This window comes from Peptostreptococcus sp., from assembly GCF_036639115.1.
In the GTDB taxonomy this organism is placed as follows: Bacteria; Bacillota; Clostridia; order Peptostreptococcales; family Peptostreptococcaceae; genus Peptostreptococcus.
The window spans coordinates 65,728-80,844 of the sequence record NZ_JAVWJH010000002.1 but is presented as its reverse complement, the minus strand read 5'-3'; the positions used below and the strand labels follow the sequence as shown (position 1 = coordinate 80,844).

The following is a 15,117-nucleotide window of genomic DNA, read 5'->3' as shown; positions in this document are numbered from 1 at the left end:
AATTTATTTTTACTTTAATTCTATATTTGTTTCTATATTTGCATCTTTTGCATTTAATTCTATATGGACCACATCAGTTGCTTCTGGTTGAGCATAGTAATATGGAAAATAAACATCTTTTATCACCGATATATCACCTGTATTTACCTTTATCTGTCCTATCGATGTATTTCTTCTATACAATTGTACCAATTTTTCACCATCAGAATTTGTTACTATTTCCGCTCTTATTTCTGGATCTAAGTGAAATCTTAGTTCATATTTGTGTTCTTTTTTATCAAGAGACTCTATTTTATCGGTAATTTTAACGTTTGTAAGATTATCATTATAATCGAGCTGTCTTTCAAATTTAACCTTTTGTATCCTCTTGCTTGATCCCTTCATAGTATTGCTACTAGGAGCTTGTTGTAATATTACATCTCTTCCCTTAGCCACATTTTTTCCATCCACTACCAAATTATTATGAGCCTCAAATGAGGTAGAATAATCTGCATATGGATTTGAATATTCATATCCAAAGGAACCTACTTCTGTAATTATATTACCATTTTTATACAGCCATATTGATAAATCATCATTGTGGTGATGAACATCATTTTTATATCCTGCTCTAAATAATAAATATGATTCACTGTTTTTAACTATATCATAACCTGCATCATAAAAAGTACTTCTTCCATAGATTTTCTCATTATTTGGATCCCCTGCATAGTAATCATTTAAATTAATTTTTTCTGTTTTTGTATCACCAATATTAGGTAGGTATCCATTTGGTAGAATAATTGCTCTAGAAAAAGCTTCGGAGTTTTTGTATGTTTGGTATAGATGATTATAATCTTTAAAAGCATTCTTGTCCACATTATCTATAACATGTTTTAATTCGCCCAAAATAACAAAATGATACTCTGGTGAATTTTCAAGATGGACTCCATCCTTATCAAAACACTCTTCAAAGTAGGTTTCTAGCCTTCTAGCTGCCAATCTATACATATCTTTATTTCCAAACTCATCTGCATAACATAAAATCGCTAAATCTTGAAACATTCCGTGATTATTGATTCCAGCCCAAAAGTTTGTGTATGCAATCCTATTAGCCATATCAGCCATAGCCTTTTTAAGTAAATCCAATTCACTCGCGCTCATAACATTATATCCCGATTTATAAAAATTAAGATAATAGTTGAGCCTTCTTCCAACTGTTTCATCATGCCACATCATACTTGACAGATCAAATTTATTTTGACTTTCAAATGCCTTTATATACTCAATTCCCTTTCTTATGTACTCTCTCTTGCCAGTATCATTATAAGCATTTGACAAATCGTTTAAAAAGAAAAATCCATATATCCTTCTTTGATCTGTACGATTTTCACTAGAAGCCTTCTTAAAATCTCCATCAAACACAAAAAAATCGTTTATATTAGCATCTTTTGCTATTTTATTTTCAAGTAACAAATCCGCATATTTGATATAGTCATCATTGTATACTATTTTACCTTGAACAACTTTTTTAATTTTCTTTGCCAAAGATCCTCCTACAACATTAATTGTTTCATATGATTCAGTTGCTGGATATGTTTTTGGATTTCTATTATACAATACAAGATTGGAATTATTTTTATCGGCATAAGGTACACCTGATAAAGCATCAGCAAAATTGTCTCCTGTAGTCATTGTTAGGGTAGATTTTTCTTTAAAGAATGTTCTATTAACTATTTCAGATGTTTCATATCTATTTATTCCACTGTATCTTCTTGGATTTTCTAGTTTATTGAAGTCCTCCTTAGATACTGCTTTTTCTCCACCTATAACAAGTGACTCCCTAATATTTTTGCCTTCAATATATTTAAAATCATTTTTTTCTTTACAATCAGATATTAAAAGTATTGGAAGTCTTTCTTTATAAACGTAGCTACCTATAGATATTGAGTCTGCAAAATTTTCACCACTAGCAAACACACACCTATCAAATTCTTCATCAAATATTTTATCAACTACTTCTCTATTTGTATCATATCTATTCTGCCCACTATATCTAGTAACCTCTATTTTTTCATCCTTTAATTCTTTTTCTACTTTATTTGATACGGAGTTAATACCTCCGATTATATATACATTTTCTACTCCAAGCCTTTTTATTTCTTCGCTTATCTCTTTTTCTAATTCTACACCCCTTGTCAAAATTATAGGAGCTTCGAGCTTAGCTGCCACTGGTATCGAGCTTATGGAGTCTGGATATTTTTCTCCGTTTACTATTATCGCATACCTTGAAGATTCAAATGTCTTTTTTGATATGTTTACTGAAGTTTCATACCTATCTTTTCCAGTTATTGTATTAAAATTAGTATTCATTGTTTTATTATAAGTTTTTATTGATTCTGGATCTAAACTATCTCTTACTTCCATCTCACTCTTAGATTCTTGATCTACGTTAGTTTCTGCTGATGATGTAGATAGCATCAAATTGCTAGACAGAAGAACAGAGCATAATAAAATACTTGTTTTTTTATTCATATGCCCCCCTAATGTTTTTTCTTTATTTTTGTTTTTATATTTTTAATTTCAGATACAACATATTTTATTTCTGGTATTTTAAAAATGTTTGCAGAAACAAAGTATACAACAATACCCGTTGCAACTGCTATAATTAAGCATATCAGATCCTGTAATTTACCATTTCCTACCATATCAAATATTAGGCTATATTCTAATTTAATTACTAATGCCATAATTGCAGAAGCTAGCGTAGTCTTGATTATTGTCTTCCTAACTTCTGATATACCATAATCTCCAACTTTTCCTTTTAGCTTCACCAAAAGCATAGTCATACTAATAATATAAGAAATACTTGTTGCAAATGCCAAACCTCCATTTTGCATAGGTTTTATTAATATCAAACTCAAAACTATATTTATTAACACAGCCAAAGTTGAATTGATCATTGGAGTTTTAGTATCCCCTATAGAGTAATAAATTTTTGTAATTACCGTTCTAACTGCAAGACCAATCATACCTACAGAATAAAACATCAAGGCATTTGTAGTAAGTTCTACCGCCTGAGCATCAAACGCGCCTCTCATAAATAAAACTGATACTATAGGTTCTGCTAGCATTATACATCCAAAAGTTATGGGCATCATCAAAATAAATACTATATTAATCGATTTTTTTATAAGTTCATTGAACTCATCTTTATTCGATTTGGTAGATAGCTCAGATAGCTGTGGATATATTACTATACTAATTGTTGTAATAAACAGACCAATAAAAAATCCCATCAATTTATTGGAATAGTTTAAAGATGACATACTTCCTACCACAAGAGTGGATGCCAAAGTTCTATCCACGACCGTATTGATTTGGGTAACTGATACTGAAATTAATACAGGTAGTACCAATATCAACATTTCTTTTATATATTTATCTCTAAAATCTATCTTTAATCTTGGCCTATAACCCAGCTTTACAGACTTAGGTATTTGTACCAAGTATTGAGACATCAAGCCCAAAGAAGCTCCTATAGGTAATATATAAATATTTTTTGTATAAGCACTAACAATCATCGATGTTATAACTATTAAATTATATGGAATACCAATGATTCCTGGTATAAAGAATTCTTCATTACTTTGAAGGTAGGCACTCATAATACTACTTAGACCTGAAAAAATATAGCCAAGTAGCATCACTCTTGCAAAGAATACAGTTTCGTGAAGAATGTCCCCTTTAAAACCTATTGCAAATATATTTACCAGTTTTTCCATAAATATAAAGGCAAACACAGATATTACAATACCAAACAACAAAGTTATACTTATAATATTATTGGTGAAATCTATTGCACCTTGTTCGCCTTTTTCTTCCTTTGATTTGTAATAAAGTGGTATAAAGGTAGTCGCAATAGCTGTAGCAATTAAAGAAAAAAGCACCTTTGGTATATCGTATGCTGTAAAATAAGCATCACTATGCATAGATGCACCATAGCAATAGCCCATTACTATTTCTCTAAAAAAACCAATAAATTTTGATATTAATGTTAAAGCCATAAGAAGGACTACATTTTTTACCATTTTTTTACTCTTCATGTTTAATTACTCTCCTGATTATATCTAAGTCGTCTCTAGCTATATTTTTCCAATCATACTCTTTTCTTGTTCTATCTATTAATTCTTCCTTACTCCATCCAGAGTCAATAGATTCAATTATTGTATCAGCATATCTTTGTTCGAAGTTTTCCCCTTCTTTGACTATATATCTGTCATTACCTATTACTTCAGGAATACCTCCAGCATCTGATCCAATAGCTAGTACTCCTAATGAATTTGCCTCTACAATTACACTACCAAATCCTTCTCTTCTGCTAGGAAGTACCATAATATCCATCAAATTCATATATCTATTTACATCAGAAATATCTACATTTCCTGTAAAAATAGTATCTAAATTATTTTTTTTCGCATCTTCTTCCACTTGAGACCTCATATCGCCGTCTCCAACAAAGATATATTTACATTTTCTTTTTTCATCTACTTTAGAGTATATATCAATTAAAGCATCTGATCTTTTTACTTCTGTAAGACTCCCTACATATCCAATTACTATTTCATCTTTAATAGATAATTCATTTTTCAATTCTTCTTTTTCTTTCTTATCTATTTGATAGAATTTTTTAAAATTAACTCCATTTTTTGTTAAAGACCAGTTATTCTTATTCCAACCTAAACCATTTGCACTTTCTTTTAATTTCTCACTCACAAAAAAATTATTACTTGCATTATTCAGTATCTCTACAACCTTTTTTTTAACATTTTCATTTCTATATGGATTAGTGTGTATATCACTTCCATAATACTGAACAAAGTATGGTTTATTATATTTTTTTCCAATATGATATGCAAGCCTACCATGAGGATAGCCCCACATAGCAACCACTGCATCACAATTTAATATTTCTTTTTCATGCTTTTCTATAAACTCTTTATATTTTTCATAATCATCATCTTGTTTTTCTATCATTCTATTTCTTATATTTACTTTTAAGTACTCTTTTCTATAGACTACTCCATCTCTCTCAAAAGATTCTCCGTTGTTTACAAACAACTTCTTACCTTTTATTTTTTTAAGAATTTTTCCTACACCTACATCATAAAATTGAACAGAATACATATTTAAAGTATCATTTTTACCTAGTAAACTTTGGATAGCCATTATCTTTTCATGATTAGCTGTAAAGAGACCCTTTATATTATTTTCATTCATATTTACTAAATATAATATATTCATCTAGATATCCTCTCTTTGCAAAATATCAGCTATCTTTTCACTTGCTCTACCGTCTCCATAAGGATTCTTAGAGCTTGATATTTTTTGATAAATTTTTTCATTTTCTAAAATTTCACATGTATTCTTAAAAATATTTTCTTTATCTGTTCCTAGAAGTCTTAGAGTACCAGACTCTACACCCTCTTTTCTTTCGGTTTCATTTCTTAGTACCAATACTGGCTTTCCAAGTGCTGGAGCCTCTTCTTGAATACCGCCACTATCCGTCATTACTAAATAGGATTTATTTATCAAATTATGGAATTTTACTACATCTAAAGGTTCTATCAATTTAACTCTATCCAGATCTGCAAAATATTTTTTTGCGTATTTTCTAACTTCTGGATTTTTATGTAGAGGATAAATTACCTTTATATCTTCAAATTTTTCCAAAACTTTTCTTACAGCCTCAAATATATCTTCCATTGCTTTTCCAATATTTTCACGTCTATGAACTGTAAGAAGTATTAACCTACTATCTCCTACCCACTCTATATTTTCATCATAATAATCCTCATCTATGGTATAGGCCAGTGTATCTATAGCCGTATTTCCCGTTATAAATATTGAACCTTTATCTTTACCTTCCTCAATTAGATTATTCGCTGTTAGTTTTGTTGGAGCAAAGTTATAGTCAGAAATTAAACCTACCATCTGTCTATTTATTTCTTCTGGATACGGAGAATACTTATTGTATGTTCTAAGACCCGCCTCAACATGTGCTATTTTTATTTTATTATAAAAAGCTGCTAGAGACGTTGCAAAAGTAGTGGTTGTATCTCCGTGTACAACTACTACATCTGGTGATTCCTTTTTCATTATCTTATCTATTTTATTCAATATACTGCTTGTAATATAGCTCAAAGTCTGAGATTCCTTCATAATATCTAAGTCATAATCAGGAACTATATTAAATATATCTAGTACTTGATCTAACATCTCCCTATGTTGAGCTGTAACACATACCAAAGTTTTTATGTTTTCACGTTTTTCTAATTCTTTTATTAAAGGAGCCATCTTTATTGCTTCAGGTCTGGTTCCAAAGACCAACATTATCTTTTTCATGTATTTACCTCACATTTTGACACCAGAATATAAAATCAAATCCTCTACCAACTATAACACAATTTTATTTGGTGTTTAGATTACAACTTATAATAATTAAAATATTTATAACTTGTATGTTGGTAAATTTTTTATTACATTTTTGGTATCTAGTATTATTTTATCATTTAATAGTTTTTCCGAATTAAGTATTTCACTATGATCAACCATTATCACTACAAGCTTTACACTATCTACAAAGTCTTGTAAATTGTTTAATTGATTTTTATACATTTTCTTTTCTATCATAGGGTCATACTTTTTTATTTCATCTCTATCTTTTTCATCCAACTGATTCAATAATTGAATAGTTGGTGATTCTCTTGTATCATCTACATTTGGCTTATAAGTCAAGCCATATAGACCTACATCAGAAAAGGAATCTATATTATTTTTATCCATAATTTCTTTGATTCTATCTATAACATATATCGGCATAGAATCATTTATATGTCTTGCAGTAGATATTAATTGCGAAAACTTTGGATAATCTCCCACCAAAAACCATGGATCTACTGATATACAATGTCCACCTACACCTGGGCCTGGGCTTAATATATTTACTCTTGGGTGTCTATTTGCTATTTTTATTATTTCATAAACATCCATATCATCATATCTGCAAATCTTTGCAAGTTCATTCGCAAAGGCTATATTAATATCCCTATATGTATTTTCGACTACTTTTGTCATTTCTGCTGTTCTTATGTCAGTAATTACTATTTCACCTTTACAGAAAGATTCATATATTTTTTTTACTCTTTTTGCAACTTTCTCTGAATCTGCACCAATAGTTCTAGAGTTATTCTGGAGTTCGTATACCATATTTCCTGGAAGTATTCTTTCAGGAGCATGTACTATGTTACATTTTTTATGACTAGACTCTACTATTGGCCTCACTACTCTATCTATCGTTCCAGGTGATACAGTGGACTCTACTATTATCGTAGCATCATTATTACATACCTTTACCACCGATTCTACCGCTTGTTTAAGATACACGGTATCTACTCGCTTTGTAAGTGAGTCATATGGTGTAGGAACTGCCACTATATAGTAGTCAACGACCTGATATTCATCACTAAAAACTATTCCTTTATCAATTGCCCTATCAAGAAGTTCTTCTAATCCTTCTTCTTTGAATGTTATTTCTTTGTTTCTCAATTTTTTTACTATGTCTATATTTACATCAGTTCCTACAACTTCTATTCCGTGTGCAGCAAGCATCAAAGATGTAGGGAGACCTATATAGCCTAGACCAACCACATTTACCATATTTAATTTTCATCTCCTAATTCAGCATATATATCAACTAGTCTTTGTTTCATTTTTTCCCAAGAATAGTCTTCATATACACCCTTCATATTACCAGATTTTTCATCTAATATATTTAAATTATTTCTCAATTTATTTATAAGTTCACGGAAACTTTCCTTTGAATAATCAATACTAAATCCAATGTCATGTTTGTCTACTATTTCATCCATAGATGTGTTCTTTGCCACAACAATTGCTTTATTTAAAAGCATCGCTTCATATATTTTATTGGCTGCGGAATATCTATGATTATTTATATTTGGATTATATATAGCAAACATAAGATTACACTCTTTATATATATCAAAAGTTTTTTCATAAGGAATTTTGCCAATATAATGTATATTATCATATTTTTCTGCATATTCCTTGCTCATATCTAGCAAGTCACCACTTCCAGCAAGGGTTAATTCCACATCATCAAACTCTGATATTACTTCTAGAGCAGTATCGATAAATCTTCTCTTTGAAAGCATCCCTATATAAGAGAGCTTTAATTTTTTCATATCACTTGCTTTTTTATCCAAACCACTATTTATGCTTTCTTCCATATTTTTATCTATACTAGGAGAATTATAAACAACGCTTAACTTCTTAGGCTTAGAACCCTCTATTTGTTTTTTTCTTTCATCTGTGCATATTATTGTATGATCAGCACTTTTTATAATATCAAATTCCATCTTTTTTATCATATCTTTCAATGCCTTAGGTATCTTCGCTCTACTATCTGCATAAAAATCTGCTATGTGATAGACAAAGTATTTTTTTCCAACAAGTTTATGAGCAGCCAAACCACTGTCCAAATCAAATGCATGTATAGCCTCAAAACTATCTATATTCTCCATCATCCATCTTGTTACTGTTTTTATATATGTATATACTGTTGTAATATTTTTTAGACCTTTTTCCGTTTTTCCCTTTAACTGAAGTTCAAAATTATCTACTCTAACGTCATCTACAATAATGTCTTTTTTCATATAGACAGGCTCATCTTCTTGGCAAGTTCTTGCCCTAGACAAAATAATTGGTTTATGACCTGCAGATAAAAGAGCCGAAACCACTCTACGAATATTTGCATTTGTGCTTGCTTCAGCATTTCTTATTATTAATACATTCATTATATATTTCCTCTTTCAATTTTTAGTAACTTGCTCTACCTATTGAATAATAAGTAATATTATTATCTGCCATAACCTTTGGGTCATAACAGTTTCTTCCATCATACACAAGTGGATCATTCATTAGTTCTACAAAAGATTCAGGTTCAATCGATTTAATTTCTTCCCATTCAGTCATTATAAAACATATATCCGCATCTTTTAGGGCTTGATTTATTGTGTCACAATAGTTTATTTTATCATCATAAATTTTTCTTGCATTATCTAATCCAACTGGATCATATGCATATACAGAGGCGTTTCTTTCAAGTAAATTGTTTATATTTACAATTGATGGTGCCTCTCTTAAATCATCTGTTCCTGGCTTATATGTTACACCCAAAACGGCCACCTTTAAGCCATCAAAGTTATCCATATCCTGAGCCGCTTTTCTAATTAATTTTAACTTTTGCGCTTCATTTACTTCTATTGCCGCACTTATAGTTTTAAGTTCATAACCATTTGAATTCGATAGCCAATGTAGTGCTTTTGTGTCCTTTGGAAAACAAGAACCTCCGTAACCTATACCTGCTCTTAAAAATTTAGATCCAATTCTATCATCAAAGCTCATTCCATGAGCCACATCTTCGACATTTGCACCTACTATTTCGCACAGATTTGCTATATCACTCATATACGATATTTTTAGTGCCAAAAAATCATTTGAAGCATACTTAATCATTTCTGCAGAATTTCTATTTGTAATTACTTTTGGTGAATCAAAATTTTCATATACCTTTTCAAGTATTTCTCCTGCCCTATGACTTTCAGCACCAATTACTATTCTTGAGGCATATAGGGTATCTCTAACAGCAGTTCCCTGTGCTAAAAACTCAGGATTTGATGCCAACTCTATCCATATATCATTTTTTATATGTGTTTTTATATAATTTTCAATTTCTTCATTGGTACCAACAGGAACTGTTGATTTAATTACCACTAAGCAATCCTTCTGGGCAAAATTTGCTATCTGACGTGCCACTTGCTTGATATATTCTAGATTGGCTGATCCATCTGATCTTTCAGGAGTACCAACAGCTATAAATATTACGTCTGCATCTTTATAGGCCAGTTTGCTATCTGTTGTAAACTCAATATTTTCATTTTCAAGATTTTCTTTCAATAAATCCTCTAAATCTTTCTCATATATAGGAGATTCTCCATTTTTTAATTTTTCTATCCTATTCTCATCAACATCAACACAAATCACATTGTGAATACCCTTATGTGCTAAACATACGCCAGTCACTAGGCCAACATATCCTGTTCCAGCAATAGCAATTTTCATATAAATTCCTCTTTCCTTTTTATTTTCTACTATTTAAATTGAAGCTTTTCTTCCATTTGAAATATTTTCAATTTAACAGCTCTATTTTTTTATCTTCATTATTTCATCAAATATTCTATCACAATTATGTGAGTCCCTAATATTAAAATCTTTATTAATTCTTTCCAGATATTTTTCCTCTATTTCAAAGTTGTTTTCCATTAATTCTATTAAATAATCAACGACTTCTTCCTCTTTATCATACACTGGACCAAATCCATCACGGTCGTATTCGAAATAGCCCATTTTATAATGCTCCTCTATGGAGTCAAATTGATAGTATACTTGCGGTTTTCTCATATAAGCAAAATCAAATTGTATAGAAGAAAAATCCGTAACTAAAGCTTTTGAACTCTTTAAAAGCCCCTGAACATCATATTTTTCTTTTGATGCCAATATTAATTCACTATTTATCTGTTTAAAACATTCCAAATATGGCTGTATTTCATAATGAGGATAAAAAATCAACTTTATATTATTTTTTTTCAAAGCTAACTCTAAACGCTTATTATTTATCAGAGAGTTAAATCTTTTAAAATACTCACTATTTACAAATAAATCAATATCTTTTTTGTCGCTCTTTTTATATGATGGAGTAATTATACCTTCTCTCCATGTAGGCATTATAAGTATTTCATTTTTCAATTCAAATTCATTGAGTTTATCATACCTTGCAATTCCTGTTTGAACAACTTCTCCTTCATTATATCCATATCTATCTGAGGATATTGATTCAAATTCCCTTTTTGTGGTAGTTATAAATAAATCTGCTTTTATTTTTTCTTTTGATACGAACTCACTCAAATCATGAAGTATCACACCATGTTGTAAAAAAATAAATATTTTTTTATCTTTTCTATCAAGCAAAAGTTTGTATAATCTATAGCTCCAAGGCTCTAAAAATCCCGCATGAGATGATATTGCATGGCTAGCTAAAATATATGCTATCTTATGCTCACTTCCACCATAAGCTATCACTCTATCTTCATACGGAAGAAGTTTTTTGTAGTCTTCTCCAGCTGCTTTTTTATCTATCACATATCTAGCATTTATTTCTGGATGATTCTTACAAAGATATTCAAAAAAACAAAAGCCATTATCTTTTGCCTCTGTACCTCTTTCAGATATTATCCATAAATCTCTGTACTTAGAATCATTCTTATAAGCTTTTGCTTTAAAATTATAGTATATCATATTGATTGATTGTTTCGCCAATCTAGTAATTTTTTCTAATTTATTCTTAATCCCCATAAATATCTAACCTATCCTATTTCTAAAAATATTTTAACTAACGGTCTTTATAAGTTAACCTCTTATATTATAACATAAATTAACTACTATTTTGAGCCGATTTTGGAATGTGTAAGTACTTACTTCTTTTTTCTTCCTTATCCTTACAGTTATTTTTTAACTCTAAATTGATATTTTAAAATACTTCATTAGACCAAATAAAAGCCGTTTTATAACGTATGAAATCCAATATCTACTTATCCTCACTGATCATTACTTATCCAAATAAAACTTTATATAAAAAAACAGTACCCCTAGGGGTACTGTTTGAATATTAAATTACATAACGCTCTGACAAGCAGTAATTATACTTAACTTATAAACATCTTCAGCATTACATCCTCTTGATAGATCAGTTATTGGCTTATTTAATCCCTGAAGTATTGGGCCTAAAGCTTCAAATCCACCTAATCTCTGAGCAATCTTATAACCTATATTACCAGCTTCTAGAGATGGGAATATAAATACATTTGCATTACCTGCTACCTTAGATCCTGGAGCCTTCTGCTGTCCAACTGATTCTACCATTGCAGCATCAAACTGCAATTCACCATCTAAAGCTAATTCTGGATCTAATTCATGAGCTAACTTAGTAGCTTCTTCAACCTTAGTTGCAAGATCGTGCTTAGCTGATCCCTTAGTTGAGAAACTTAACATTGCTACCTTTGGATCTATTCCAAACATCTTAGCTGTCTTTGCACTTTCTACAGCCACGCCAGCAAGACCTTCAGCATCTAGTTCTATATTTATAGCACAATCACCAAATATATACTTAGTGTCTTCCTTTATCATTACAAAGGCACCACTTGTTCTAGATACGCCTGGCTTAGTCTTTATTATCTGTAGAGCTGGTCTTACAGTGTCACCTGTTGAGTGAACTGCACCACTTACCATACCATCTACCTTACCCATATATGTAAGCATAGTTCCAAAATAATTTTCGTCTAAAAGTTTCTTTCTAGCATCTTCTTCTGTAACCTTACCTTTTCTTCTTTCTACAAAAGCAGCTACCATAGCATCAAATTCATCATAGTTTGCTGGGTCAATTATTTCAACGCCATTCAAATCTATATTCTTTTCTTTAGCAACAGTCTTAACAGCATCAACACTACCAACTAGTACTGGTACTACTACCCCTTCCTTGTGTAGTCTAGAAGCAGCCTCTATTATTCTAGGTTCTGTTCCTTCTGGTAATACGATTCTTACGTTTTTACCTTCGATTTGAGCTTTTAAGCTATCAATTAATTCCATGTTTTTCCTCCAAATTTTTATTTAGCACATCAAATAGTTATTTAACTTTTTGTGTACTTAAATCTATCATAATGCGTGTTATTGTAGGCATATACTTCCTACTATTTCTAATAGACGCATCTTTAAGCTTTATTCCTAAATATGCAAATGCAGTAAATAATAGTCCTATACCTATACTATAAAATTCTAGTCTAGATCCACTTACTACATTTTGTAAAATATAATATGATCCTATTGTTCCTATCAATAGTCCAATCAATGGTATTCCATATGCTATACCAATAGCTTTCATAACGTTTACGTGCTCCATACTCACTTCAACGTAATCTCCTACCTTAGCACCTAATTCATTATCTACTTCAACGATAATATCTTGTGACTCACTACTCTTTGATCCAAAGCATTTTCCACACTTTGCACAAGCTGACTGCCTTTGCATCTTAAATTTAGCGGTTCTATCGTCTACAACGTCTACAACGTATCCTCTCTGATCCATTTGCAACCTCTTTTTCTAAAATAATTATAGCTACAAAGCAAATAGATCTATATAAACTACTCTTTTATATCTTCGTTTATATCTATCTTTATGCTTAGTTCTTCTAATTGTTCGTCCTCTGCTACTGAAGGTGCATTTGTCATCGGACAAACTGCATTTTGATTCTTAGGGAAAGCAATTACCTCTCTAATGTTATCAGCTCCTGCAAGAAGCATAACAAGTCTATCTAGACCAAAGGCTAGTCCTCCATGTGGTGGTGTACCAAACTTAAATGCATCAATCAAGAATCCAAATTTGCTGTAAGCTTCTTCATCTGTGAAACCTAATGCTCTAAACATCCTCTGTTGGATATCTGAATCTGATATTCTTATTGATCCTCCACCCACTTCGTACCCATTCATTACTATATCATAAGCCTTTGCTCTTAACTTTAGCTTATCACCACTCTCTAGATCATCTACATCTTCATCAAGTGGAGAAGTGAATGGATGGTGCATTGCTGAGAATCTTCCATTTTCTTCATCTTCTTCAAATATTGGAAATTCAGTTACCCAAAGCATATTGAACTGATTTTTGTCAGCTAAATTCAATTTATTAGCTACTGCTATTCTCACCTGTCCTAGAGCATCAAGTACTACAGAATTCTTATCGGCTACAAATAAAAGTAAATCTCCAACCTTGGCATTCATTGCCTTCATTATAGAATCTAACTCTTCTTCATTAAAGAATTTTGCTATTGGTGAAGTAACACCTTCATCAGTTACCTTCATCCAAGCAAGTCCCTTTGCCTTATAAGTCTTTGCATGATCTTCTAGATGAGTTATTCCCTTTCTAGTAAATTCATCTGCTCCACCTTCAACATTGATACCTCTTACAGAATATCCCTCTTTGGCACATCCTGAAAATACCTTGAATCCACAATTTGCAACTGTATCAGTAATATTGACAAATTCTAGTCCGTATCTAGTATCTGGTTTGTCTGAGCCATATCTACTCATAGCTTCTGCATATGTCATTCTTGGGAAAGGTATATTTATATCTTTGTCCATTACTTCTTTAAATATCTTCTTTAGCATACCTTCCATCATTGTCATAACATCTTCTTCTTCAACAAAAGACATCTCACAATCTATTTGAGTAAACTCTGGCTGTCTATCCGCTCTAAGGTCTTCATCTCTAAAACATTTTACTATCTGGAAGTATCTATCCATTCCACTAACCATTAGTAACTGCTTGTATAGCTGAGGAGACTGTGGAAGTGCGTAAAATCTTCCTGGGTTTACTCTAGATGGTACTAAATAATCTCTAGCACCTTCTGGAGTTGGCTTCACTAAGAAAGGTGTCTCTATTTCACAGAAGTTATTATCTGATAAATAGTTTCTTACTACATTGGCTACCTTATGTCTTAGCATCAAATTTCTTTGCATCTTAGGCTTTCTAAGATCTAAATATCTATATTTAAGTCTTAACGCTTCACTTACATCATCATCATCTTTTATATATATTGGTGGTGTCTGAGATTCGTTTAATACTCTTAGTTCTTCAGCGAATATTTCAATATCTCCTGTAGGAATATTTGGGTTTTTAGATTGTCTTTCATATACTTTACCTCTTACGGCTATTACGTATTCACTTCCTAGCTTTTCTGCCTTCTCAAAGGCTTCCTTGCTCACATCAGTATCAAATACAACCTGTGATATTCCGCCTCTATCTCTTAAGTCAACGAATACTAGTCCACCAAGATTTCTTTTTTTCTGGACCCAACCCATTATTATTACTTCTTTTCCGATATCAGAAGATCTTAATTCTCCTGCGTAACAAGTTCTCTTAAATCCCTTTAAATTATCCAATTAATT

11 protein-coding genes are annotated in these 15,117 nt (G+C 31.1%); all 11 read right to left on the bottom strand.

The window, feature by feature from the left end:
• Positions 1–9: 9 nt before the first annotated feature.
• Positions 10–2,514: a cell wall-binding repeat-containing protein gene (locus RR561_RS02685; protein ID WP_332505888.1), complete on the bottom strand. Its 2,505-nt coding sequence runs from the start codon at positions 2,512–2,514 to the stop codon at positions 10–12.
• Between the two features lie 8 nt (positions 2,515–2,522).
• The gene (murJ, locus tag RR561_RS02680; protein WP_332505887.1) at positions 2,523–4,085 is read right to left on the bottom strand and encodes a murein biosynthesis integral membrane protein MurJ; all 1,563 of its coding nucleotides are present in this window, start codon (positions 4,083–4,085) and stop codon (positions 2,523–2,525) included.
• Positions 4,075–5,283: a glycosyltransferase gene (locus tag RR561_RS02675; RefSeq protein WP_332505886.1), complete on the bottom strand. Its 1,209-nt coding sequence runs from the start codon at positions 5,281–5,283 to the stop codon at positions 4,075–4,077. The genes murJ and RR561_RS02675 overlap by 11 nt, the downstream gene beginning before the upstream one ends.
• Positions 5,284–6,384: a non-hydrolyzing UDP-N-acetylglucosamine 2-epimerase gene (wecB, locus tag RR561_RS02670; RefSeq protein WP_332505885.1), complete on the bottom strand. Its 1,101-nt coding sequence runs from the start codon at positions 6,382–6,384 to the stop codon at positions 5,284–5,286.
• 105 nt (positions 6,385–6,489) lie between these two features.
• Positions 6,490–7,698, bottom strand: coding sequence for a nucleotide sugar dehydrogenase (locus RR561_RS02665; protein ID WP_332505884.1), 1,209 nt, complete (start codon positions 7,696–7,698; stop codon positions 6,490–6,492).
• 2 nt (positions 7,699–7,700) lie between these two features.
• Positions 7,701–8,858, bottom strand: a complete 1,158-nt coding sequence (locus tag RR561_RS02660; RefSeq protein WP_332505883.1) for a glycosyltransferase — start codon at positions 8,856–8,858, stop codon at positions 7,701–7,703.
• Positions 8,859–8,880: 22 nt separating this feature from the next.
• The gene (locus RR561_RS02655) at positions 8,881–10,185 is read right to left on the bottom strand and encodes a UDP-glucose dehydrogenase family protein (protein WP_332505882.1); all 1,305 of its coding nucleotides are present in this window, start codon (positions 10,183–10,185) and stop codon (positions 8,881–8,883) included.
• Positions 10,186–10,266: 81 nt separating this feature from the next.
• On the bottom strand, positions 10,267–11,475 hold the full coding sequence (locus RR561_RS02650; RefSeq protein ID WP_332505881.1) for a CDP-glycerol glycerophosphotransferase family protein: 1,209 nt from the start codon (positions 11,473–11,475) through the stop codon (positions 10,267–10,269).
• A gap of 318 nt (positions 11,476–11,793) precedes the next feature.
• On the bottom strand, positions 11,794–12,765 hold the full coding sequence (pta, locus tag RR561_RS02645; RefSeq protein ID WP_332505880.1) for a phosphate acetyltransferase: 972 nt from the start codon (positions 12,763–12,765) through the stop codon (positions 11,794–11,796).
• 37 nt (positions 12,766–12,802) lie between these two features.
• Entirely contained in the window at positions 12,803–13,261 is a 459-nt protein-coding gene (locus tag RR561_RS02640; protein ID WP_332505879.1) for a SoxR reducing system RseC family protein, read from the bottom strand.
• A gap of 56 nt (positions 13,262–13,317) precedes the next feature.
• Positions 13,318–15,111 carry an aspartate--tRNA ligase gene (gene aspS, locus RR561_RS02635; RefSeq protein WP_332505878.1) on the bottom strand — a complete coding sequence of 598 codons (1,794 nt, stop codon included), beginning with the start codon at positions 15,109–15,111 and terminating at the stop codon, positions 13,318–13,320.
• Between the last annotated feature and the right edge of the window lie 6 nt (positions 15,112–15,117).

Coding starts and splice junctions, on each gene's coding strand:
- RR561_RS02650 (WP_332505881.1), bottom strand. CDS start 11,475: ATGGGGATTAAGAATAAATTAGAAAAAATTACTAGATTGGCGAAACAA.
- RR561_RS02660 (WP_332505883.1), bottom strand. CDS start 8,858: ATGAATGTATTAATAATAAGAAATGCTGAAGCAAGCACAAATGCAAAT.
- murJ (WP_332505887.1), bottom strand. CDS start 4,085: ATGAAGAGTAAAAAAATGGTAAAAAATGTAGTCCTTCTTATGGCTTTA.
- RR561_RS02685 (WP_332505888.1), bottom strand. CDS start 2,514: ATGAATAAAAAAACAAGTATTTTATTATGCTCTGTTCTTCTGTCTAGC.
- RR561_RS02675 (WP_332505886.1), bottom strand. CDS start 5,283: ATGAATATATTATATTTAGTAAATATGAATGAAAATAATATAAAGGGT.
- RR561_RS02640 (WP_332505879.1), bottom strand. CDS start 13,261: ATGGATCAGAGAGGATACGTTGTAGACGTTGTAGACGATAGAACCGCT.
- wecB (WP_332505885.1), bottom strand. CDS start 6,384: ATGAAAAAGATAATGTTGGTCTTTGGAACCAGACCTGAAGCAATAAAG.
- pta (WP_332505880.1), bottom strand. CDS start 12,765: ATGGAATTAATTGATAGCTTAAAAGCTCAAATCGAAGGTAAAAACGTA.
- RR561_RS02655 (WP_332505882.1), bottom strand. CDS start 10,185: ATGAAAATTGCTATTGCTGGAACAGGATATGTTGGCCTAGTGACTGGC.
- RR561_RS02665 (WP_332505884.1), bottom strand. CDS start 7,698: ATGGTAAATGTGGTTGGTCTAGGCTATATAGGTCTCCCTACATCTTTG.